At 70.3% G+C, this 22,868-nt stretch carries 14 protein-coding genes; 3 read left to right on the top strand and 11 right to left on the bottom strand.

What is annotated here, in order from left to right:
* Positions 1–188: 188 nt before the first annotated feature.
* From ABTX78_RS01155 to ABTX78_RS01125, 7 genes are all read right to left on the bottom strand, one after another.
* Positions 189–1,817 carry an extracellular catalytic domain type 2 short-chain-length polyhydroxyalkanoate depolymerase gene (locus ABTX78_RS01155; RefSeq protein ID WP_352204709.1) on the bottom strand — a complete coding sequence of 543 codons (1,629 nt, stop codon included), beginning with the start codon at positions 1,815–1,817 and terminating at the stop codon, positions 189–191.
* 286 nt (positions 1,818–2,103) lie between these two features.
* On the bottom strand, positions 2,104–3,186 hold the full coding sequence (gene sbnA, locus ABTX78_RS01150; RefSeq protein WP_352204708.1) for a 2,3-diaminopropionate biosynthesis protein SbnA: 1,083 nt from the start codon (positions 3,184–3,186) through the stop codon (positions 2,104–2,106).
* 36 nt (positions 3,187–3,222) lie between these two features.
* Positions 3,223–4,257 carry a 2,3-diaminopropionate biosynthesis protein SbnB gene (gene sbnB / locus ABTX78_RS01145; protein WP_502993718.1) on the bottom strand — a complete coding sequence of 345 codons (1,035 nt, stop codon included), beginning with the start codon at positions 4,255–4,257 and terminating at the stop codon, positions 3,223–3,225.
* A gap of 32 nt (positions 4,258–4,289) precedes the next feature.
* Complete coding sequence (locus ABTX78_RS01140) at positions 4,290–5,294, bottom strand: TauD/TfdA family dioxygenase (RefSeq protein ID WP_352204706.1); 1,005 nt, start codon at positions 5,292–5,294, stop codon at positions 4,290–4,292.
* A 13-nt stretch (positions 5,295–5,307) separates the two neighbouring features.
* The gene (locus ABTX78_RS01135; protein WP_352204705.1) at positions 5,308–8,028 is read right to left on the bottom strand and encodes a non-ribosomal peptide synthetase; all 2,721 of its coding nucleotides are present in this window, start codon (positions 8,026–8,028) and stop codon (positions 5,308–5,310) included.
* Complete coding sequence (locus tag ABTX78_RS01130) at positions 8,028–10,454, bottom strand: Pls/PosA family non-ribosomal peptide synthetase (RefSeq protein WP_352204704.1); 2,427 nt, start codon at positions 10,452–10,454, stop codon at positions 8,028–8,030. Before ABTX78_RS01130 ends, ABTX78_RS01135 begins: the two co-directional genes overlap by 1 nt.
* Before the next feature lie 556 nt (positions 10,455–11,010).
* A complete protein-coding gene (locus tag ABTX78_RS01125) occupies positions 11,011–12,426 on the bottom strand; it encodes an MFS transporter (protein WP_352204703.1) in 1,416 nt (471 codons plus the stop codon).
* Between the two features lie 99 nt (positions 12,427–12,525).
* On the opposite strand from ABTX78_RS01125, the gene ABTX78_RS01120 reads away from it, so the two are divergent.
* Positions 12,526–13,806 (top strand): MFS transporter, encoded by a 1,281-nt coding sequence (locus ABTX78_RS01120; RefSeq protein WP_352204702.1) that lies wholly within the window; start codon positions 12,526–12,528, stop codon positions 13,804–13,806.
* A 267-nt stretch (positions 13,807–14,073) separates the two neighbouring features.
* Here ABTX78_RS01120 and ABTX78_RS01115 read toward each other — a convergent pair whose 3' ends face one another.
* Positions 14,074–14,796: a transporter substrate-binding domain-containing protein gene (locus ABTX78_RS01115; protein ID WP_352204701.1), complete on the bottom strand. Its 723-nt coding sequence runs from the start codon at positions 14,794–14,796 to the stop codon at positions 14,074–14,076.
* Between the two features lie 321 nt (positions 14,797–15,117).
* On the opposite strand from ABTX78_RS01115, the gene ABTX78_RS01110 reads away from it, so the two are divergent.
* Positions 15,118–17,937 (top strand): carbohydrate-binding protein, encoded by a 2,820-nt coding sequence (locus ABTX78_RS01110; RefSeq protein WP_352204700.1) that lies wholly within the window; start codon positions 15,118–15,120, stop codon positions 17,935–17,937.
* A 27-nt stretch (positions 17,938–17,964) separates the two neighbouring features.
* Positions 17,965–20,124 (top strand): glycoside hydrolase family 99 protein, encoded by a 2,160-nt coding sequence (locus ABTX78_RS01105; RefSeq protein ID WP_502993739.1) that lies wholly within the window; start codon positions 17,965–17,967, stop codon positions 20,122–20,124.
* A gap of 87 nt (positions 20,125–20,211) precedes the next feature.
* On the opposite strand, the gene ABTX78_RS01100 is transcribed toward ABTX78_RS01105, so the two are convergent.
* The 3 genes from ABTX78_RS01100 to ABTX78_RS01090 all read right to left on the bottom strand — a co-directional run bounded on the left by ABTX78_RS01100 (position 20,212) and on the right by ABTX78_RS01090 (position 22,844).
* A complete protein-coding gene (locus ABTX78_RS01100; RefSeq protein ID WP_352204699.1) occupies positions 20,212–21,474 on the bottom strand; it encodes a globin domain-containing protein in 1,263 nt (420 codons plus the stop codon).
* Positions 21,475–21,690: 216 nt separating this feature from the next.
* The gene (nagB, locus tag ABTX78_RS01095) at positions 21,691–22,473 is read right to left on the bottom strand and encodes a glucosamine-6-phosphate deaminase (RefSeq protein ID WP_352205014.1); all 783 of its coding nucleotides are present in this window, start codon (positions 22,471–22,473) and stop codon (positions 21,691–21,693) included.
* 155 nt (positions 22,474–22,628) lie between these two features.
* Complete coding sequence (locus ABTX78_RS01090; protein ID WP_352204698.1) at positions 22,629–22,844, bottom strand: hypothetical protein; 216 nt, start codon at positions 22,842–22,844, stop codon at positions 22,629–22,631.
* Positions 22,845–22,868: the final 24 nt, after the last annotated feature.

Genomic DNA, 22,868 nt, shown 5'->3' with positions numbered 1-22,868 from the left:
CGATGCCGTGCGTGTGGCGGCCGGGCTGTCGTCCGGTCGCCACACGCCGGTCGTATCCGGGTACGGGGCATCCCCGGCCGCCTGGTCGCGGCCGGGGATGCCTGCGACAAGGTCGACGGCTGTTTCGCCATGGTGGGTCCGGTGGGTCCGCGGCACCCGGCTGCGTCGGCCCCAGCCCATGCGCTGCCCTACTGGTACTCCGCCGTCAGCGTCGCCCTGGTGTCCTTGTTGACGAACACGTACGCATGCGACGTCTGGTTCGCCGCGAACCGCAGACGCAGCTGTGTCACCCCCGTCCGGTTCACCGCCGCGAGTCCCGCCGTCGACAGGTTCGTCGAGGATGTGGTGCCCGAAGTGAACGCGGTGACCTCCGCCGACCCCGGGGCCGTCGTGGTTGCCGACCAGTCCGTCGGTTCGACCGGACAGGTGCCCAGGCAGCCGTGGTGGACGTCGACCAGCAGGCGGTTGCCCGTCGGGCTGGTCCACGGGGAACCGGAGCCGCTGCTGTGGGTGAGCGTCACATAGGCGCGGGTGAGGTTTTTGCCGGCCGGGATGCGGGAGGTGTCGAAGGACAGCACGCTCCGGTTGTATCTCCCGTCGCTTCCGCGGCCCAGAGCGAGGCCGTACGTGGTTTCCAGCGTGCCGACGGACGCGCCCGACCCGTCCGCCGCGGCCTTGATGTAGCCGTCCTGCGCGTCCGTGCTCGCCAGTGTGATCCGGTTGCCGGCGGGCGGTGGTGTGCTGTCGCCGCCGAGTGTCCTCACCATCGCCATGACGGTCTCGATCTGCTTGCCGCCGTGCCGGGCGTATGCCGAGTCGCCCTGATAACCCCACCAGTTCCAGCAGCCGTTGGGGTTGTCGAGTGTGGTGGTGGGGACGGCCTGCGGGTACAGCACGATCAGGTTGTTGGTGTCGGCGTACTCGTTGAGATAGGCCTTGTCGATGAACTGGCTGCCGAAGCCCTGGTAGGAGTAGCCCTGCTTGCATCCGTGCAGGGCGACGACCAGGTCACAGGTGGCGCCGTCCTGGCAGGTGCCCGGTACGTAGACGAAGCCCTTCTCGTCCAGGGAGATCGCCCGTGCCTGGCCGCCGGGGGCGTACGGGTTCTGGTCGAACTGGGTCAGGGTGCCGCCGGGTGTCCCGGCGGGGGCGGTGACGCTGCCCAGGAGATGGCCGAGCAGGTCGCGTTCCGCGTCGAAGCCGCAGTTGTTGATCCACGGATTCGCGGTGACCGTACAGGAGTTGGGGCCGAGGGGGCTGATCCACGCGTGTCCGGCCGCCGTGCTGTTGTTGTAGCGGACGCGCGCGCCGAACCGGCCGTAGTAGTCGGACAGCGCGTCGGCCACCGGACGCTTGACGGTGGTGTCGCCCGATCCGCTGAAGACATAGACCGGATCTTCGGCGAGATTGGCCACCGGGTCCACGAGTCCCTGCGCCGACCAGTCGCGTGTGGTCTGCTCCAGCTTGTCGAGCTGCAGATCCTGAAGGGTGTCCATGCAGGCCAGCAGGGCCTTGTTGAGGTCGTTCTGTGCGCAGTGGTTCGGGCCGGACGCGAACGCGGCCGAGCCGTCGAAGGTGCCGGAGTACGCCACGTGCAACTGGGTGGCCATATAGCCGCCGGACGAGATGCCGACGCTGTAGACGTCGCTCACGTCGTGCGGCCGGAGCTCTCCCGGTACCGGTACCGGCGCCCGTACCGCTGCAGGCGTCTGGGCGGCGGCCGCGGGCGGCGCGGATGTGGGGAAGACGTGCGCCGCGACCAGCAGCAGAAGGAGCGCGGCGGGCCGGAGGAGACGGGCAGCGGGCGACGATCTCATGGACCCTCCCGGGTGAGGTGCGGCTCACGGCGGAATCCCGTCCGTGGATTCGGGAGACTAGGAGCCCGTCACCCGACCGGATATGTCGCTCGCACCTACAAAGCACCGGGGAGCCATGTGCCCACCGCGTGAACCATCACGACGAAGTGCCGCACGGGGCAGGTCAGTTGAGGCCCGCAGCCCGCAGCCCGCAGCCCGCAGCCCGCAGCCCGCAGCCCGCAGCCCGCAGCCACGCCCGCAGCCCGCGGCCGAGGCACCGTGGCCCCGGCCGCTCGCCCTCAGTTCCTCACCACGCTCCGCGGCGCGGCCGGCCGTCGGGTGCGGCCGGGGCCCAGCTGTCGTCCCTCTCCCGTCGAGAACGCGTGTTCGGGCCCGGCGATCGCACGGGTTCCGAAGGGCCTGAGGGCTGTCCCTCGGGGTCCAGTACGTCCGCGCCGTACAGGGCCTGCACCCAGTTGGCCTGGTACACGGTGTCGAGGTAGCGCTCGCCGAGGTCCGGAGCGACGGCCACGGCCGTGAGGTCGCGCGCGTCGTGCCGGGCCAGCCAGCCCATCGCGCCGCTGACCACCGTGCCCGTGGAGCCGCCGAAGAGAAACCCGCTCTTGGCGAGACGGCGGCACGCGCGAACGGTGTCGGCCTCCTCGACGCGGACCGCCTCGTCCACGTACGACTCGTCCAGCAGTGGCGGACGGACGCTCATACCGAGGCCGGGAATCATCCGGCGTCCCGGCGCGCCCCCGAAGCTCACCGAGCCGACACTGTCCACGGCGACGACGTGCACCGGCCGGCGCGACTCGCGGAAGTAGCGGGCGCAGCCCATCAGGGTTCCCGTGGTGCCCGCGCCGACGAACAGGACGTCGAGCTTCGGGAAGGCGCGGGCGATGGCGGGTGCGGTCCGCTGGTAGTGCGCCTTCCAGTTGGCCGGATTGGTGTACTGGCTCAGCCATACGTAGCGGTCGTCGGACGCACACATGGCGCGGACGTAGTCGAGGCGTGCGCCGAGGAGTCCGCCGTTGGACCGCTGGCCGGCGACGATGTGCACCTGGCTGCCCAGGGCCTCCATCATCAGCCGGGTCGCCAGATTGCAGCGGGAGTCCGTCACGCACAGAAACCGGTAGCCCTTGCTGGCGGCGATCATGCTCAGCGCGACGCCGAGGTTGCCGGACGAGGACTCGATCAGGATCGAGTCCCGCGTCAGGATGCCCTCCCGCTCCGCGGCCTCGACCATCTCGTTCGCTGCCTTGAGTTTGATCGAACCGGCGAAGTTGAAGCCCTCGCACTTGAGGAACAGTGAGCGCCCGTAGATCGCCGAGAGGTCGACATAGAGCTCCTCCTCGTTGAAGGCCTGGGGTACGGAGATGACAGGCACGATGGCCTCCGTGTGGTGGGGGCGCTGGTGGGCGGCTCAGCCGTACCGGCGCAGTTCGTGGAAGAAGCCGTCGGCGACCCGGAGTTCTCCGGTGCGGGCCACCTCGTCGTAGACGTATTTGCCGACCGCCAGATCGAGCACTCCGAGACCGAAGGGGGAGAACACGACGGGCCGGTCCGGCGGCACCGTGACCCGTCCGGCCATCACGTCGTCCAGCGTGCCGTGCACGAAGTCCCGGTTGCCGGTGCGCTGTTCGGTCAGATGCGGTGAGGTGCCGGCCCGCAGGCAGTGCTCGATGTCGTCGACGATGTTCGTCGACGCGAGCAGGATCTCCGGGTCGAGGTCGCGCAGCGACACATGCAGGACGACGGGGTTGTGGGCGAACCACGAGAGGTCGCCGACGTGCGGCTGACCCGCGACGGTCGCGAAGACCACCAGGTCGCTGAGCCGGATCAGGTCCTCGGCGCTGTTGTGCACGGTGATACGTCCGCCGCTGCCCGACTGTTCGAGGTAGACGCGGAATCCCGCCGCGCTGTCGGCCGACAGGTCGTGCACCCCGATCTCGTCGAACGACCAGCCCGTCCCCACCAGGAAGGTGTGGATGTACCGGGCGATCAGACCGGCCCCGAAGAAGCCGACGCGCAGCGGTCGCGGCCGGTCACGGGTGAGCCGGTCGGCGGCCGACGCGGCCGAGGCGGCGGTCCGGGTCGCGCTGATGATGGAGCTCTCCAGACAGGCGAACGGATAGCCGGTGTCGGGGTCGTTGAGGATCAGCACCGCCGAGGCCCGGGGGATACCGGACGCCACGTTCTGCGGGAAGCTGGAGATCCACTTCAGTCCGTCCACCCGGTTCCGGCCGCCGATCGACGCCGGCAGCGCGATGATCCGGGAGGTGGGGCGGTCGTGGAAACGGAGGAAGGACGACGGCGGATTCACCGATTCGCCGGCGCCGTGCAGTCGGTATGTGCCCTCCACCACCTCCACGATCTCCTTCTCGCGTCCTTCCAGAGCGCGTTTGACCTGGTCGCCCGTGATCACGGCGAAGGACGGCGCGGACAGCGGTTCTGGCATGGCGGGCTCCGGTGCGGGAGTGGGTGTGGTGGTCATCGGACAGCGGCTTCGACGGTCGGCGAGCAGTCGCCCAGGCGCACCGGGTCGGCCATCGCCACGACCACGTCCCGGGGCCCTTCGAAGGGCTCCCTGCTGTGCGCGGTACGGATGTTGTCGACGAGCATCAGGTCGCCGGCCTGCCAGGGCTGCCGGGCGGTGTGGGTCTCGTACACCGCGTTGATCAGCTGGACGGTGTCCTCGGTGAGGGGATCGCCGTTGCCGTAGCGGGTGTTGAACGGCAGACCGTCCGCGCCGTACTCGTCGATCAGGTACTCCCGCACCTCGGGGGCCGTCGTCCACTCGTTGAGGAACGCGATCTGGTTGAACCAGCAGCGCATACCGGTGACCGGGTGGCGCACCACGGCGCTGCGCAGCTGTCGGGTGCGCAGTCCGCCGTCGGGTTGCCAGGCGAACTCGATCGCGTTGGCGCGGCAGTAGTTCTCGACGGCGACGCGGTCCTCGGTGCCGAACGCCTCCGCGACGGAGGCCCCGATCTCGTCGTTGTAGCTGCGGGTGAGCAGCCATCCCTCGCGCTCGAACCGTTCGGTCAGGGCGGGGGGCAGGTCCTCGAGCACCGCCGCCGAGTCGGCGACCGCGGTGGCCCCGCCCTCGGTGGGCGCGGTGAGGCACGCGAACATCATCAGGCCGGGGAACTCCAGGGTGTAGCTCAGCTCGTGATGCATGCACATCGGCTGGTTCGACGGCCAGGCCGTGGATGAGTAGACGCCGTCGGAGTAGGTCTCCCGCAGCGCGAAGGCCTCCGTGTCGGCCGCCGGTGCGGTGGCGAGCTGCCGGAGCACCGCGGCGACGTCGTCCGCGTCGCGCAGCCCGAGGCCGCGGACCAGGACCGCTCCGTGCTCGGCGACGGCGGCGCGCAGTGCGTCCCGCTGCTGGACCGGCCAGCTCATGGTGTCGGTGCCGGGTTCGATTTCCAGCAGGGGAGGCCGGCCTGGACGCGATTGCAGGCCCGGCAGCGCGGTGGTGAGCGAGGAGGGCATGGTGGGCTTCCTTTCAGGCGGGGGGCCGGACGGATGCGGCGGAGGGTTGGTCGTGCCAGGGGACGGCGCCGTCCGGTGGACCGACCGGCTGGGGGCCGTCCGGCATCGGAACAGGTCTCAGAAGCGGCGAGTTCTGTGGGGAGGCGTCGGTGGCATCGGCTGCCGCGGCCCGTTCGTCGACGAGGGCGGCCAGGTCGGCGAGGACCGGGTGACGGGTGATGTCCTTGAGGGAGACGACGCGGTCCAGGGCCACCACGAGTTTGACCGCCGTCAGCGAGGTGCCGCCGTGGTCGAAGAAGTGGTCGAGCCGGCCGACGCGGTCCTGCGGTACGCCGAGTACCGGGGCCCAGGCCGCGGCCAGCCGCTGTTCGGTCGGCGTCAGTGGTGTGTGGTGGCCGTCCTTCGTCGCCTCGGGCGGCCCGGCCGCATCGAGGCGCTCGGCGAGGGCCGTCAGTGCCTTCTTGTCGATCTTGCCGTTGGCGGTCAGGGGCAGGCCCTCCTGCCAGTGGAAGGACGACGGAACCATGTACGGGGGCAGTGACCGGCCGAGCCGGTGCCGCAGGTCTTCGTCGTCCAGCGGGCCGGGGCCGGAGTAGAAGGCCACCAGGTGCGCACTGCGGCCCGCGGATCGGGTGATCACCACCGCTCCGTCGCGGACACCGGGTGCCCGCAGCAGGGTGTTCTCGATCTCGCCGATCTCGATCCGGAAGCCGCGGATCTTGACCTGACTGTCCCGGCGGCCGAGGAACTCCAGCTTTCCCCCCGGCAGCCAGCGGCCGTAGTCGCCGCCCCGATGCAGCCGCAGGCCGGGACGGTGCGGGTCCTCCATGAAGGCGGGCCGGGTGCGCTCGGGGTCGTTGATGTAGCCCCGGCCGACGCAGACGCCGGAGAAGACGATGGCGCCAGGAGCGCCCAGCGGCACGGGGGAGAGATGCTCGTCGACGACGTAGATGTGCACGTTGTTGACGGGGCGTCCGAGCGGTACGCGGTCGGTGTCCGGCGCCCGGTCCATGACCTCGTGGTTGGTGTCGTCGGAGGTCTCGGTCAGTCCGTACGCGTTGACCAGGGGAATCTCCGGCTGTGCGGCGAACCAGCGCTGCACGAGTTCCCTCTTCAATGCTTCGCCGGTCACCGACACGCGCCGCAGGTCCGGGAGTTCGCGGGGTTCGCGCTCCAGGCAGGAGAGCACGGCGTCGAGATAGGACGGCACCACCTGGAGGACGGCGACCCGCCCGTCGACGATGGTGTCGAGGAACTGCCGGGCGTCAAGCACCGCTTCCTGCCCGACGAGCAGGGTCCGCCCACCGGTCAGCAGTGAGGCCAGCAACTGCCACAGGGAGATGTCGAAGCACTGGGGCGCGGTCTGGGCGACGACCTGTCCCTCGTCGATGCCCAGATCGTCGATCTTGGCGTAGAGGTGGTTGAGCATGCCGGCGTGCTCGCACATCGCGCCCTTGGGTTCGCCGGTGGATCCGGAGGTGAAGAAGACGTAGGAGAGCTGGTCGGGCGCGACGCGGACACCGGGGTCGGCGTCGGAGTGGCCCTCGGCGTAGGCGGCTTCGATGAGGAGTGTCTGCACTCCGGAGCGCGACCGCGATTCCCGGGGCCCCGATTCCGTGGGCCTCGATTCCCGGGACTCCGCCTCTGCGGCTTCCGACTCCCCGCGCGACCTCAGTGCCTCGTCGAGCGTGGCGGTGCTGCCGGGTTCGGTCAGGACGAGCCGGCACGCGGCGCGGTCGAGCATGGCGGCGATCCGGCCCGCGGGAAAGTGCGGTTCGACGGGCAGATACACGCCGCCCGCCTTGAAGACGGCGATCACCGCGGCCATCCAGTCGAGATTGCGCTCGGTGACGACCGCGACGACGTCCTGGCGGCGCAGCCCGCGGGCCAGGAGGGCGCCCGCCAGCCGGTTGGCGCGGGAGTTGAGTTCCTCGTACGTCCACTGCCGGTCGCCCTGTACGGCGGCGACAGTGTCCGGACGGATCCGCACCTGCTCCTCGAACAGTTCGTGGAACCGGCGGGCCGGCAGCTCCCGGTAGGGTCCGGCGAGCCCGTCGAGCTGGAGATGGAGTTCGCCGACGGACAGCAGGCTCTGCCGCCGGTGATCGGCGTCCGGATCGGCAGCGATCAGCGCGAGCGCCGTGAGGTGATAGCCGGCGATCCTGGCGGCGCACTCGGCGTCCAGCACATCGGTCCGGTGCATCAGCCGCAGGCCGCGACGTGCGCCGTGGTGGGGGAGTGCCACGCGCAGTACCGTGTCCCGCTCCCGGTCGTCGCTGTCGCCGTCGCCGTACGGATCGAAGAGGGTCTCGGGCAGCGGCTCGCCCAGACCCAGCTCGCGCCTGAACTCGTCGACGGGGAAGTCCTGGTGGGCCAGCAGCTCCGCCTGCGCCCGGTCGGTGTCCTCGATCAGCGCACGCCAGGACGCGGACGCGGTCGACAGCCGGCACGGCAGCGGTGTGCCGTCCGGCGTGCGGATGTACGTCGCGACCTCCTGCTCGCCGGACAGCGCCGAGAGCACCTTGGCGTGCGCGGCCAGCAGCACCGAACTCAGCGGGAGGTCCGCCTCGTCCGCCCACCGGCGCAGCGATGTCAGCAGGTCCTCCGGTACGGCCGTCCTGTACTCGGCGGTCCCCGGCACGCGTTCGCCCGTCCACCGCGGGATCGCGGTGAAGGTGCCGGCGGTGAGCACCCCGCGCCAGAAGTCGGCGTCGGTCTGCGTGGACGTTGCCATCACTCCTCCCTCCACTGCTCGCCGGTGTCCCGGCCGGCCGGCCGCGCCGGATTCCCGGTCCACCGGGCGCTGTGCGGGACTGCCTCGCCCTTCATGAGGAAGGAGTCGGGGGCCAGCTCCGCGCCGTCGCCCACCGTCACGCCGTAGTGGACGAAGGCGCCGACCCCGAGCGTGCAGCCGGCGCCGATGCTGCTGCGGTCGGACTTGAACGTGCCGTCCTCCTGGGAGTGGCACTGGACGACGCTCCCCGCGTTGAGCGTGGTGTGGTCGCCGACGGCGACCAGGGGCCGCTCCGTGAACGAGCAGCCGTCGTCGAAGACCCTGCGGCCGAGCCGGACTCCCAGCAGCCGCCAGATCAGGTTCTTGTACGGGGTGCCGTTGTAGATGCGCACATAGGTCTCCGAGGGCACCTTCCAGTACCGCTCGCGCCGCCAGAAGCGGCGGTCGTAGATGGAGCAGAACATTGGGCTCGGAGGGTGCGGGGCGGTGACGGCCCGTTCGACCAGCACGTAGTACACCGCGCCGGACAGCAGAGCGAGGACGTTGCCGACCGCGATGGCCGGCGCGCCGATGGATGTGTAGAGCTCCGCGGTCACCGCGACGAGGAGCGTGACCCAGGTGAAGTAGAGCCACCGCACCAGCAGGTACAGCGCCATGGTGACGACGTTGTGCCTGTTCTTGGCGGCGAGGTGGCCGGGCAGCTCCCGTTCGTTCTTGAGCTGGTCGAAGGTGCTGTCCCGGTGGACGGAACGCGGGATCTCGAAGCTGGGGGAGCCCAGCAGCCCGACGCCTTCCCGGACCTCCCCGTCGATGGGCACCATCACCTTCGTGGCGAGCAGGCAGTTGTCGCCGGTCCGGCCCCGCGTGGGGTAGGCGATCTTGTTGCCGAGGAAGTTGCGCGGGCCGATCGAGGTGCGGGACACGCTGAAGGATGTGTTCGAGAAGTCGGCGTTGACCATCGACAGACCGTCGGCGATCATCGTCCCCGTTCCGACGGAACTCATGTACGGCGTCTCGTGCTTCACGTCCGTGCCGAAGTTCGACCCGGTCTGCTGGACGGGCGAGAGGCTGTATCCGAGCGTTCGCAGGTAGTGGACGATGGCGGAGCTGTCGCCGAACAGCCGCGTCATGAACTTCCTGTTGGTGATGAGGACGATCGCCCGGTGCATTCCGTAGTGGATCCCGTACAGGGGGTAGACCCGGCCGGGTGTGATCGCGCGGTTGAACAGCCGGGGCACCGTGGTCATGATCAGCAGGCCGACGGGTATGGCACCGAAGAACAGCACGACGGAGGCCACCAGCGCCTCGCCGTAGAACGTCCAGCTCGTCAGCGCGGCGGGCCCGGGCTCCAGGGCAGCGGCGAACTGCGGCACCTCGGAGAACAGCAGGCCGACAACGCCGACCGCGAGCGGCATGTAGATGACCAGCGCGGTCAGCAGCTGAAGGACACTGTGCACGGCCCGTCGCAGGACTCCGCAGCCGGCCGGTGCCACTCCACGGAAGTCCACCGCGCTGTCGGCCGGAACGGCGGGAGACCCGTGCCAGTGTTCTCCGGCGGGGACGGACTGACCGCTGTGCAGCGAGGAGGCGTGGGCCAGTTGGGCCCCGTCCCCCATGGAGCTCCCGATGTCGAGCACGGTCGCTTCGCTGACGGTCACGTCCCGCCCGAGCGTGACCGGGCCCGTCTGGATCCGGCCGGCGTGGGCCCGGTAGCAGGCGAAGAACGAGTCCTTGCGGATGACGGTTCCGTCGCCGACCGTGAAGAGGTCGGTGCACACCGGCACGGCGCGGGAGAAGATCACGACGCCCCGGCCGACCTTCGCTCCCAGCAGCCGCAGATAGAAGCTGTAGAGGGGGGAACCGACGAACAGCACCAGGGGGTTCGCCCGCACCAGCGTCTTGACGAGCCAGAACCGTACGTATCCCAGGCTCCAGACACGGATCTGGCGCGGCTTCCACCGACCGATGACCGTCCACTTCACCACGACCGGCAGGGCGCACAGCACGAGGAAGCCGATGGCGCCGAACACGACCGAGCGCAGATAGATGTCGGCGACACCCGACCCGGCGGAGATCCACTCGTAGCCCTGCGCGGTGATGTACGCGATGACGCAGGAGTAGCCGGCGAATGCGAGCAGTTGCAGCGCCCCGCACAGGACGTACTCCCGCAGGCTCGTCCGGGCCGCGGGCACGGGAGCGGGTGGTGGTTCGACGGGTCCGGAGGGCTGTGGTGCGTCGGTGAGTGCGGCGGCGAGGCTGTGGATCGTCGGGTGCCGGTAGACGTCCTTCATGGAGACCGACGGCAGGTCCGCGTGCTTTCTGACGCGTGCGCAGAAATGTGCCATGACCAGTGAGTCGGCGCACAGTTCGTCGAAGAAGTGGCTGTGGGCGGACACGTCCGGGACGCCCGCGACGTCGGCCAGCATCTCGACGAGGATCTGCTCGGTTCCGGCCGCGGACCGCTCGGCCGGGGCGGTGGGTGTCTGCTCGGATGGGACTACGGAAGTCTTTTCGCTTGGGACGGTGGCGGTGTCGTACCCGTTTTTCCGGACCGCGGAAGATTTCTCCAGCCCCGGTGCCGGGCCGGGGGCCAGTGCGTCAACGGGCTTTCCCACCATGCGAGCTCCTTGGAAGGTCGTGACGGCCGGACCGCTGCGGGCGCATGTGCCTGGCCCGGGCGTCGCCCCCGCGACGCGTTGAGCGTGCGATCCGTACGGCGGGTGGCGTATCGAGCACGGACGGCAAGCCGGTCGGCAGTTCACCCGACCCGGTGCCCATGGGCTCGACGCCGGACACAGCCGGACGTCTTGACCTGTATTCGGCACGGGCAGTGGGACGGATTGCCGCGATCATGATTTGTCTCGCATATCGGTCTTGATCTCGAACCGTGGACAGTTCCGGCCCGCCCCGCGGGTGGGGGGAGCCGGAACCCTGTACCGTCCGCGCAGCGTGCGCACCTGGGCGACGCGAGGGGGACGTCCCTCAGTCCCGCCCGCCCCCGCGCAGCAGAACGATCTGGGTGAGCGCCGCCGCCGCCAGCACGCCCGCGGTGACGAAGAAGCCCCCGGCGAACGCCGCACCCGGCAGCGGTGGTGGCCCCGAGTGGGCCCGTACGAGCATCGCCCCCACGAGCGCCGTGCCGAGCGTCCCGCCCACCTGGAGACATGTCTCCAGCAGCCCCGACGCGCCGCCGCGCCGACCGGACGGCGGGGCCGCCATCGCGACCGACATGGCCGGGTTGTAGACGAGCGGGATCGAGGTGCCCCACACCAGCAGCGCGGCACCGAACGGCCAGTAGCTGTGACTGCCCACGGCCGCGCCCATGAGGACGAAGCCGAGTGCGCCGCCCGCCGCACCGGCCACCGTCAGCCGGCGAGCGCCGAAGCGGCGGGACAGCGCACCGGTTGCCGGCGCCAGAGCCACGGTGGGAGCCATCGCCGGAAGCATGGCGAGACCGGCGACCGCCGGGCTGAGCCCCAGTGAGTCCTGCACATAGACGGCGCCATAGACGACGGCGACGAGAAAACTGAACTGCGCGCCGAGCACCAGAACCGCCGAGCCCAGAAACCGCCGGTCGGACAGCAGTCCCAGATCCACCAACGGCGCCCGGTGCCGGGTCTCGGTCCGGACGAAGGCGTACAGCAGCACCAGCCCGGCCGCGAGCAGCGCGAGGGCGACGGTGGTGGGCAGGCCCGGGCCGCCGGACTCCATCACCGCGGTCACCACCAGGGCGAGCCCCGCGACCAGAGTCGCCATGCCCCAGGTGTCGAAGCTGCCCCGGGACCGGGCGGGCGGCGTCCGGGGCACCGTTCGCCAGGCCAGCAGAAGGACGGCTGCCGCCAGGGGGATGTTCAGGAGGAAGACCGAACGCCATCCCAGACTCTCGGTGAGCACCCCGCCGACCAGGGGTCCCGCGGCCAGGGCGACGGACGCGGCACCGACGTACATCCCGATCGCCCGTCCCAGGCGATCCGGCGGGAACGTGTTCGTGATGATCGCCATCGTCTGGGGCAGCATGGCCGCCGCGGCGGCGCCCTGGGCAGCTCGTGCCACCACCAGTGCCCCACCGCTGTCGGCGAGTGCGCAGAGAAGGGAGGCGGCGGCGAAGCCCGCGGTGCCGAGCAGGAAGATCCGCCGTGACCCGAAGAGATCGCCGAGCCGGCCCCCCGCGGCGGCGAGAGCGGCGAAGGCGAGGATGTACGCGTTGGGCACCCAGTGGGAGAGCGGGACACTCATCCCCAGATCGCCCCTGATCGTCACCAGCGCCACGCCCACGACCGTCTCGTCCAGAAAGGTCATGGCGAGGGCGAGGCTCGACGCCGCGAGCACCGCCTGCTGCCGGCGGCGGCCTGGGTCGGCCTCCTTGTGTGCTGTGGGCGGCGGCGCATCCGGAACCATGGGGCGACTCTACGAAGACCGGCCGCATGGTGCGGTCTCTCCCGTAGGGGAAGTCATGGCTGAATATGCCGATTGGCTCGTTTGCGGCATGCGGGCGGCATGGAGATGCTGGAGACGACGCCTCAGGCGGCCCGCCCGTGCAGGGCGGACGCCATCCCTTCCGGGGCGGACCAGGAGGCCCATGTGGTCGGGACGGCCGGGCGCCGACGCCGTGACTTCGCGATGCTGGCCGGAATCCTGGTCATCGTGCTCACCGGGGCGAACATCCCCGCCCCTCTGTACGTCGTCTACGAGTCCGTCTTCCACTTCCGGCCCGACCTCACGACACTGATCTTCGCCGTGTACGCCATCGGTGTGCTGATGTCACTCCTCTTCTTCGGAAGGGCCTCGGACCACTTGGGCAGACGCCCGGTGATCGGAGTCGCACTGGCGCTGATGGCGGCGAGCGCCGCGGTCTTCCTGGCGGCCGAGAACGTCGCCATGCTCTGTCTGGCCCGCTGGCTCTCCGGTCTGGCCATCGGTCTCGTCGTGGCACCGGCGACAGCGGGGCTCAGCGAACTCGAGCCCGCGGGGAACGCACGCCGGGCCGCGCTGGTGGCGACCTGCGCGAGCATGATGGGTCTCGGTACCGGTCCGCTGATCTCCGGTTTTCTGAGCGAGTACGCCCCGGCTCCGACCCGCCTGGTCTATGCGGTCTATCTGGGGCTCCTCGCACTGGCGGCGCTCGCCCTCCTCCTGCTTCCCGAGACGGTGACCGAGCGGGACCGGCGCTATGTGCCCCGTATCGACATCCGCCTCCCGTCCGAGGTCCGCACGGAGTTCCTCCCCGCGGCCATGGGGGTCTTCTCCGGCTTCTTCGTCCTGGGTCTATTCGTCGGGCTGATCCCCTCCTTCCTCGGCAACGATCTGCACTGGACGAGCCACGCCCTCGGCGGAGCCGTCGTCTTCCTGCTCTTCGGCGTCGCGACGGCGGCCGAACTCCAGGCACGCAGACTGCCCGACCGGCGCGCCCTCGGCCGGGGTCTGCTGGTGCTGCCGGTGGGCCTCGTGGTGATCGTGCTCGCCTTCGCGCACGCGAGCCTGCCCGCTTTCCTGGTGGGCACGGTGCTGGGCGGCACCGCCGTGGGCCTGGTCTTCATCGGTGGGCAGGCGACCGTGAACCGTATCGCCCCCGCGGAGGCGCGCGCCGGTGTGACGGCCGCCCTGTTCACCGCCGCCTATACGGGCTTCTCCGTGCCGGTGGTCGTGGTGGGGGTGGCATCCGTACAGGTGGGCACCCTGCGCGCCACCACAGGGGCGACGATCGGCTTCGCGGTCGTCTGTGCGTTCGCCCTGTGGGTGCTCACCCGGGCGGGCCGTCGTTCCTCACGGACGGGGTGAAGGCCGCCGCGCACCGAACCGGCCACAGGGGCGGTGCCGCACCGGCGGGAAAGGCGGCCACGCGCTGTGCCCCGACCGGGCGGGGTCGACGCAGAACGTCGCCCCGCCCGGTCGGGGAGCCCCTGGCGAGAGGCCGTGCACGGCGCGCTCATCCCCGAGCTGCGGTCACTGCCGGCCGTGCATCCCCCGCGTGCCCCCGTGGCGCGGCATCAGGCGCGGCCGATCAGGTGAATCCATGGACGCGGCGATGTGCCGGCCGGGCCGTGTCTACGCGGGAGGGGCCACCAGGCTCTCCGGCTGGTTCGCCCTGCGCAGCGATGCGGCGACGAACCCGCGGGCCTTCAGGTCCTCGACGAGCTCCCAGAGGAACCGGACGGTCGCGGGCCGTCGGGTGACGGTCGTGCCCACGGCCTGCTGGATCTGCATGAACCGGTCCTCGATCAGACGCACGTCGGGATGCGCGGCGACGAACTCGGTCATCGGCTGCCTGATGCCCGCGGCGACCTCCAGCCCCTTGGTGCGGAACGCGTCGATCCCCTCGTCTCCCCGCACCACCGTCGCGTGCCGGAGTGTGCGGGAGAGGAAGAGATCGTAGGCCGATCCCTGCTTCACCCCGATGCGGACGCCGGCGCGGTCGATGTCGGCGGCGGAGGTGAACGGTGAGTCGCGGGGTACGGCGTAGACGCCCTCGATCACGACGTACGGGGCGGTGAAGGCGACGTCGGCCTCCCGCGCGGGATCGATGGCGAGGAAGCACAGGTCGGCGCGGCCCGAGGTCATCGCCTCGTACGACTTCCGTGCCGCGTCGAAACAGAGGAGTTCCACCCCGACGCCCAGCCGCCTGCCGACCTCACGCGCGATGTCGACCGTGATACCGGACGGCGCCTCCGGCGTGCCCTGGGCCAGCACCGGGTTGCCCAGATTGATGGAGGCCCGCAGTACGCCAGTCGGGGCCAGATCCTCGGTGACGGCAGCGGTCGTGGGACTCATGGACGGGAGTGTAGGCGCCGGGCCGGCGTCACCGGAGTGGGGGAGCCGCCGCCCCGGCCGGGACGATCTCCGCGCTACCGCGAAGTCCTTCGGGGGCCCAACTCCACACCGCCACAGGCATGGTGGGGGCCGAACGAATGATTTTGACATAGCCTTGACAAATTAAGATTGCGTTGCGAACATGCAAAACACTCGCACAAGGTAGACAAGAATCTTGCGATCCATGCAAGAACCCCGCAGGGCCGTATGCCCCTTGACGGTGGACGCATGCCGTCGCGCGCCTTGCCTGACGCACCCCCACCAGGTCAGGAAGGAACCTCCATGTCCTTACGCCGTCTTTCGGGATGGGCGGCACCACTCGCCGCCCTCGCGCTGGTGCTGTCCGGCGCACCCGTGACCGGCACGGCTGCCGCGGCGCCGGCCGCCATCCCGCCCTCCGACTACCAGCAGGTCCAACTCGCCTACGGAGCCGCCGAAATGGGCGAGGCGATGTCCCTCGCCGTCCTTCCGGACCGCTCCGTGCTGCACACCGCCCGCGACGGCACGGTCCGGTACACGGACCCCGCGGGCAACACCAAGGTCGCCGGCAAGCTGGACGTCTACACCCATGACGAAGAAGGTCTCCAGGGCGTCGCGGCCGACCCCGGCTTCGCCGCCAACCGCCACGTCTACCTCTACTACTCGCCCAAGCTGAGCACCCCGGCGGGCGACGCCCCGGTCACCGGCACCGCCGCCGACTTCGAGCGGTGGAAGGGACATCTGAATCTGTCCCGGTTCACGCTCAGGAGCGACGGCACACTCGACCCCGCCAGCGAGAAGATCGTCCTCGAAGTCCCCAACGACCGTGGGCAGTGCTGCCATGTCGGCGGCGACATCGACTTCGACGCCGCCGGCAACCTCTATCTGACCACCGGCGACGACACCAACCCGTTCGAGTCCAGCGGCTACAGCCCCATCGACGAACGGACCGACCGCAACCCGCAGTTCGACGCCCAGCGCTCCTCCGGGAACACCAACGACCTGCGGGGCAAGGTCCTGCGGATCAAGCCCCGGGCCGACGGCGGTTACACCGTCCCGGCCGGCAACCTCTTCGCGCCCGGCACCGCCAGGACCCGGCCGGAGATCTACGCGATGGGCTTCCGCAACCCGTTCCGGATGTCCGTCGACCGTGCCACCGGGGTCGTCTACCTCGGCGACTACGGCCCCGACGCCGGCGGCACCGACCCCAACCGGGGCCCGGGCGGCCAGGTGGAGTTCGACCGCATCACCGGTCCCGGCAACTACGGTTGGCCGTACTGCACCGGCACCAACACCGCCTCGGAGACGTACAACGAGTACACCTTCCCGAGCGGACCGGGCGCCGCCAAGTACAACTGCGCCGGCGGACCGGCCAACAACTCCTTCCGCAACACCGGACTGCCCGCTCTCCCCGCCGCAAAGCCCAGCTGGATCAAGTACGGCGACGCGGGCTCGCCGCCCGAGTTCGGCGGCGGCTCCGAGTCGCCGATGGGCGGCGAGGTGTACCGGTACGACGCGGGCCTCAACTCCTCGGTGAAGTTCCCGCAATCGCTCGACGGGCGCTACTTCGCCTCCGAGTACGGCCGCCGCTGGATCAAGGCGGTGGAGGTCAAGTCCGACGGCTCGTACGGTCTGATCGAGGACTTCCCCTGGACCGGCACCCAGGTCATGGACTCCGACTTCGGCCCCGACGGCGCTCTGTACGTCCTCGACTACGGCTCAGGCAGCGGCAACCAGGCGCTGTACCGCATCGAGTACATCGGCGGCAGCAACCGCAACCCCATCGCGAAGGCCGCCGTCGACAAGACCTCCGGGCCCACACCTCTCACGGTCGCCTTCTCCTCACAGGGCAGTTCCGACCCCGAGGGCAAAGCCCTGACGTACTCCTGGAACTTCGGTGACGGCACCACGTCGACGGCCGCCAACCCCAGCCACACCTACACGACGGCGGGGACCTACCGCCCGACGCTGACCGTGCGCGACCCCGAGGGTCTGACCGGCACCGCGAGCCTGGTCGTCACGGCGGGCAACACCGCACCGACCATCACCCTGACGACTCCCGGCGACGGAGCACTGTTCTCCTTCGGCGACACCGTGCCCTTCGCCGTCACGGTCACCGACCCCGACGACGGGCCGGTCGACTGCGCCGAGGTGAAGGTCACCTATCTCCTCGGGCACGACAGCCACCGGCACCAGATCACGTCGAAGAACGGCTGCTCCGGCTCCATCGCCGTTCCGGCCGACGGCGAGCACGACAGCGCGGCCAACCTCTACGGCGTCTTCGACGCCGAGTACACCGACAACGGCGGACTGACCTCCCACAGCGTCCGCATCCTCCAGCCCAGGCACCGGCAGGCAGAGCACTTCAGTGCCCAGTCCGGCGTCCAGACGGCGGACCACGCAGCCGCCGAGGGCGGCAGAACGGTCGGCTTCACCGACAACGGGGACTGGGTCTCGTTCCAGCCCTACGCGCTCTCGAACGCCAGGAGCGTGACGGCCCGGGTCTCCTCCGGCGGCGTCGGCGGAACCATCGAAGTGAGGGCGGGCTCGGCGACCGGCACCCTGCTGGGCAGCATGGCCGTCGCGCCGACCGGCGGCTGGGAGAACTTCACCGACGTATCGACGAACCTGGCGAACGCCCCGGCCGGCACCACCACCCTCTACCTCGTCTTCAAGGGAGTGACGGGCCAGGGGAACCTCTTCGACGTCGACGCGTTCACCTTCGCCACCGGTGCACCCACCGGACCGAAGACCGTCGAGGGCGAGGCGTACACCTCCGGCTCCGGCGTCCAGGCCGCGGCACACGGCAACGCGAGCGGCGGCCAGACGCTCGGCTACATCGAGAACGGCGACTGGGCCGGTTATGCCTCCGTCGCCACGGCCGGTGCGAAGACCTTCTCCGCCAAGGTGTCGTCCGGCGGAGCCGGCGGCACCGTCGAGATCCGCGCCGGCTCCGCCACCGGCACGCTGCTCGGCACCGTCGCCGTCGCACCGACCGGCGGCTGGGAAACCTTCACCACCGTCTCCACCACGCTCACCGCCACAGGCACCGGACCCCTGTTCCTCCGGTTCACCGGCGGGTCCGGCTCACTCCTCGACATCGACACCCTCACCCTCGGCTGACGGGTGGAAGGAGACATCGTGAAACGCATCCACCGCACGCCCGGACGCCGCTCCCTGGCCTTACTCGCCACCCTGGCGCTCGGATTCGCCGGGGCAGTGACCGTGCCCGCCACCGCGGCCGCGGCCGACTACGACGTGCTCGTGTTCTCCAAGACGGCCGGCTTCCGGCACGACTCGATCCCGGCCGGTATCGACGCCATACGCTCGCTCGGCACCGCCAACAACTTCTCCGTCACCGCCACCGAGGACAGCGCCGCCTTCACCGCCTCGAATCTCGCCGGCTACGAAGCCGTCGTCTTCCTCAACACCACGGGCGACGTGCTCGGCGACGCGCAGCAGAACGCCCTCCAGTCCTACGTCGACGGAGGCGGCGGCTTCCTCGGCGTCCACGCCGCCGCCGACACCGAGTACGGCTGGCCGCACTACGAACAACTCGTGGGCGCCCGCTTCCAGAGCCATCCCGCGATCCAGCGGGCCACGGTGAAGACCGAGGACCGGTCTCATCCGGCGACCGCCCACCTCGGAGCCGACTGGAGCCGGACCGACGAGTGGTACAACTACCGCTCCAACCCCCGGCCCGGGGTCCGAGTCCTGCAGAGTCTGGACGAATCCTCGTACAGCGGTGGCGAGATGGGTGGGGACCATCCCATCACCTGGTGCCATCAGCAGGGTTCGGGACGCTCGTTCTACACCGGGCTCGGCCACACGGCCGAGTCGTACACCGACCCCGCGTTCCGCTCGCTGCTGCTCGGCGGCATCCGCTACGCGGCCGGCAACGCACCCGCCGACTGCACTCCCCGCGGCGGCACCGGGCCGACGACCGTCGAGGGGGAGTCCTACACCTCGGGGTCGGGCGTACAGAGAGCGGCACACGGCAACGCGAGCGGCGGCCAGACCCTCGGGTACATCGAGAACGGTGACTGGGCGGGCTACGCGTCCGTCGCCACGGCCGGCGCCCGGACCTTCACCGCGAAGGTCTCCTCGGCAGGCGCCGGCGGCACCATCGAGGTACGGGCGGGTTCCGCGACGGGCACGCTCCTCGGCTCGGTGCGTGTCGCGCCGACCGGCGGCTGGGAGACCTTCACCACCGTCTCCACGACCCTCACCGCGACCGGCAGCGGACCGCTGTTCCTCCGCTTCACCGGTGGCTCGGGCGCCCTCTTCGACATCGACACCTTCACCCTCGCGACAGCTCCGCCCGTGACCGAGGCCCTGTCGGAGAACGTGCACCTCTTCTACTACCCCTGGTACGGCACCCCCGCGGGCCAGGGCTGGCGGCACTGGCAGCAGGGCGGTCACACCCCGCCCGGCGACATCGGCGCCGACCTCTACCCGGCCCTCGGGCCGTACGACTCCGGGGACACCGCCGGAGCCGTGGACCAGCACATGCGATGGACGGCGCAGTCGGGTGCGGGAGTGCTCGTCTACAGCTGGTGGGGCCGCGGCGGTTACGAGGACGGCATCGCCCGCCGGGTCATGGACGCGGCCCAGCGCCACGGGATCAAGGTGGCGTGGCACATCGAGCCGTACGCCGGGCGCACCGCGCAGTCCGTCGTCGACGACATCCTCTATCTGAACTCGACCTACGGCACCCACCCCGCCTTCTACCGGGACGCCGCCCACGGCAACCGCTCGGCCTTCTACATCTTCGAGAGCCTGCGGATCGCCGACTGGACGGCACTCGACCAGGTCACGGCGAGCAGCATCGTTCTCGCCCAGACCACCGACACGACGAAGGTCGCCCACTTCTCCGGTCTCTACACCTACGACGGCATCGCGGGGGCCACCGCCCCCGGCTGGAAGCAGGCCGGTGACTACGCCCGCGCGAACAACCTCATCTGGGCCCCCTCGGTCGCGCCCGGCTATGTCGACGACCGTGCCGTGCCCGGCAACACCACGCCCACCCTGGGCCGTTCGAACGGCGCCACCTACGACAAGGAGTGGAACAACGCGCTGGATCCGGCGATCGGGGGCTCACCTGCATGGGTCTCCGTGACGTCCTTCAACGAGTGGCACGAGGGCAGCTCCATCGAGCCCGCCGCGGCCAACCCGCCTGCCGGCCACGGCTATCTGACCTACTCGGGCGCATACGGGAAGACCGGGGCAGCGGCCGAGACGGCGTATCTGGACCGTACGAAGTACTGGGTCGGCGAGTTCGAGAAACAGCGAGCGGCGCGACACCCCTGAGGTGAGTCCGCCCGGCCCTGCCGCGGCGCCGGATTCCGTGTCCGGCGCCGCGTGCGTCTCTTCGTGGGTGTCTTGCGGGCCGGCCGGTCAGTGACCGATCGTGCTCCGGGGCAGGGGGAGCGGTAGTTCGAGCGGGCGGGTGCGGGCGTCCGGGTCGATCCAGTTCACCGGCGGCGGGTCGAGAAAGGCCTCCGCGTGGGAGACGTGACCGCGTTGTCTGACCGAGGTGGGCAGCGGATCACGGATGAGCGCACCCTCGGGCAGCCCGCATGCGTGCAGCAGCTCAGCGGTCTCCTGCACGAACATCACCGGCCCGCAGAGGTAGACCGTCTCGTCGGGCCAGTCCCGGCGTTCCCGTAAATGTGTGTGCAGTCGTTCCGCGGCCCGCATCCGGCCTTCGCCGCGTTCCTGGTACCACCAATAGGCGCTCAGATACGGGTGTTTGCGCAGGATGCCGTCGAGGGCGGCGCCGTCGTAGAAGTGCGCCTCGCCGCGAGCCACGACGTCGATGCGGATACGGGCTGCGGGTCTGCGGGAGAGCAGTGCGTCCAGGACGGACTTGACCGGGGCCCAGCCCGTGCCCGCGGCGATGAGGGTGACGGCGCGGATGTCGGGCGTCGGGGTGAGCGCGGAACCCGAGGCGGCGCCGAGCCGGAGCACCTGACCTGGCTCCGTCCGGTCGCACAGCACATTGCTGAGCTGTCCGCCCGGCACACGTCCCACATGGAATTCGAGCACACTGCTGTCGCCCGGGCGCCCCGCGAGCGAGTAGGGCCGCCACACACCCAGCAGCTCCGGATGCTCGATCGTCGCGTACTGGCCGGGCAGCCAGGGGTAGGGCTCGGACGTGGACGCGCGCACGACGGCCGTGTGATCGCCGTGGAGCCGGTGCGACAGGACGGTCGCCTCCCACCAGGCGGGCTCGCCGGTGGCATAGGACCGGCGTGCCCCGCCGGTCATGGCGCCGGCGGCGTAGTCGTACACCCGCTGCCAGGACGTCTCCGTGCGCCGGTCCCACGAACCGGGGCTGTGGTGGCGGATCGCGGCGACGAGGCTTTCGCCGACCGCCCGGTAGTCCTCGTCGAGAATCCCGAACTTGCGGTGGTCCCGGCCGAGGAGCTCCAAATGTGCGGGGAGTCCGGGGTGCCCGAGGTGCTCCACCACATGGACGAGGGCCGTGAACAGCCGGTCGTACTGGTCGTCCATGGCGCGTGGGAACAGCGGGCGGAGCTCGGGATGGTGTGTGAACAAATGTGCGTAGAAGTATCGGACCACATGAGCGGCCCGGAGTCGGATCCGTTCCAGACTGGCTCTGACCACATGAATGTCGTCGTATATGTCGTCGTCCATGGAAATCCCCCGGGGCTGCACGTACGTGCGTCAGTTGAACGCGCGTCAAGTGCCGAGCCAGCGCACCGTATCAACTCGGGGGCGGATAAGGGCCGTTCGGAGCAGAATTAGTTCTGAACGGGACAATATCGTGAGCCGCCGGACAGAGTCGGCGTCTGCCGTCCGGACCGGCCGGGCGGGATTCGAACGACAGGGGCCGTGTCCCGGGGGCGGCTCTCAGAGCCCCTGCCAGGCGGGCTTGGCGGCGTAGGTCGCGCGGAAGTAGTCCCCGAGCTTCAGCCGGGACGCCGCCGCCTCGTCGACCACCACCGTGGCGTGCGGATGCAGTTGCAGGGCGGAGGCGGGGACCAGGGCCGACAGCGGGCCCTCGACGGCGAGCGCCACCGCGTCGGCCTTGGCCTCGCCGGTGGCCAGCAGGACGAGGTGGCGGGCTTCCAGGATGGTGCCGATGCCCTGGGTGATCACATGGTGCGGGACCTCGTCGAGACCGCTGAAGAACCGGGCGTTGTCCTGCCGGGTCTGCTGGGTGAGCGTCTTGATCCGGGTGCGCGAGGCGAGCGAGGAGCACGGCTCGTTGAAACCGATGTGCCCGTCGGTACCGATGCCGAGCAGCTGGAGATCGACTCCGCCCGCCTCGGCGAGGGCCCGGTCGTAGGCGGTGCAGGCGGCGGCGACGTCCTCGGCGGTGCCGTCGGGGCCCATGAACGCCTCGTCGGTCAGTCCGAGCGGTTCGACGACCTCACGCAGCACCACCGACCGGTACGACTCGGGGTGGCCGTGGGGAAGGCCCACGTACTCGTCGAGCTGGCAGATCCGGGCCCGGGAGCTGTCCACCTCCTCGGCGCGCACCTTGGTGGCGAGGGCTTCGTAGACCGGCAGCGGGGTCGATCCCGTGGCGACCCCCAGCAGCGCGTCGGGCTTGCGTCGCAGCAGGTCGGCCATGGCTTCGGCGATGAGCTCGCCGCCCGCGGCGGAATCCGGAACGATGACAACTTCCACGAAGATCCCTGTCTGTGAAGACATCACTGGTGTAGACCAATCTACCCGGTGAGCGGGGGTGCTGTCGCGCGAAGTCCCCCGGTACCTCCGGGGAACGCGGGGTGGCCCGGCCCGGAACGCCTGTGGGTACGGCGCCCCGGGTGTCGCGCCGTCCGTCAGAACAGCGGCAGCTGGCCGGGGAAGGCGGGCACCACGGAGCCGTCGAGCGACGCTTGCACCGCCGGGTCGTACGGCGCCTGCCGCAGCGAGCCGGGGCAGGAGACCAGCTCGGCCGCGGTACGCGAGGCGGCGGGGTCGTGGCGGGCGAAACGGCCGCCGACGACGGCGATCTCGCGGCGGCAGACCGGGCACAGCCGGCGGGGAGCGGACATGCGTCCAGTCTGCCAGCACGGTCG

Origin of the sequence: Streptomyces sp. NPDC096193, assembly GCF_040302905.1 — a bacterium.
GTDB lineage: Bacteria > Actinomycetota > Actinomycetes > Streptomycetales > Streptomycetaceae > Streptomyces.
Note: the sequence above shows the minus strand (reverse complement) of the source record. Positions and strands in the feature narration are given on the sequence as shown.

What these genes read in the sequence shown, in the direction of transcription:
- ABTX78_RS01130 (WP_352204704.1), bottom strand. Translation starts at nt 10,454, where the DNA reads ATGCTGGCCGACGTCGCGGGCGTCCCGGACGTGTCCGCCCACAGCCAC.
- sbnB (WP_502993718.1), bottom strand. Translation starts at nt 4,257, where the DNA reads ATGCCAGAACCGCTGTCCGCGCCGTCCTTCGCCGTGATCACGGGCGAC.
- ABTX78_RS01155 (WP_352204709.1), bottom strand. Translation starts at nt 1,817, where the DNA reads ATGAGATCGTCGCCCGCTGCCCGTCTCCTCCGGCCCGCCGCGCTCCTT.
- ABTX78_RS01135 (WP_352204705.1), bottom strand. Translation starts at nt 8,028, where the DNA reads ATGGCAACGTCCACGCAGACCGACGCCGACTTCTGGCGCGGGGTGCTC.
- ABTX78_RS01125 (WP_352204703.1), bottom strand. Translation starts at nt 12,426, where the DNA reads ATGGTTCCGGATGCGCCGCCGCCCACAGCACACAAGGAGGCCGACCCA.
- ABTX78_RS01090 (WP_352204698.1), bottom strand. Translation starts at nt 22,844, where the DNA reads ATGTCCGCTCCCCGCCGGCTGTGCCCGGTCTGCCGCCGCGAGATCGCC.
- ABTX78_RS01115 (WP_352204701.1), bottom strand. Translation starts at nt 14,796, where the DNA reads ATGAGTCCCACGACCGCTGCCGTCACCGAGGATCTGGCCCCGACTGGC.
- ABTX78_RS01120 (WP_352204702.1), top strand. Translation starts at nt 12,526, where the DNA reads ATGGAGATGCTGGAGACGACGCCTCAGGCGGCCCGCCCGTGCAGGGCG.
- ABTX78_RS01100 (WP_352204699.1), bottom strand. Translation starts at nt 21,474, where the DNA reads ATGGACGACGACATATACGACGACATTCATGTGGTCAGAGCCAGTCTG.
- ABTX78_RS01110 (WP_352204700.1), top strand. Translation starts at nt 15,118, where the DNA reads ATGTCCTTACGCCGTCTTTCGGGATGGGCGGCACCACTCGCCGCCCTC.
- ABTX78_RS01140 (WP_352204706.1), bottom strand. Translation starts at nt 5,294, where the DNA reads ATGCCCTCCTCGCTCACCACCGCGCTGCCGGGCCTGCAATCGCGTCCA.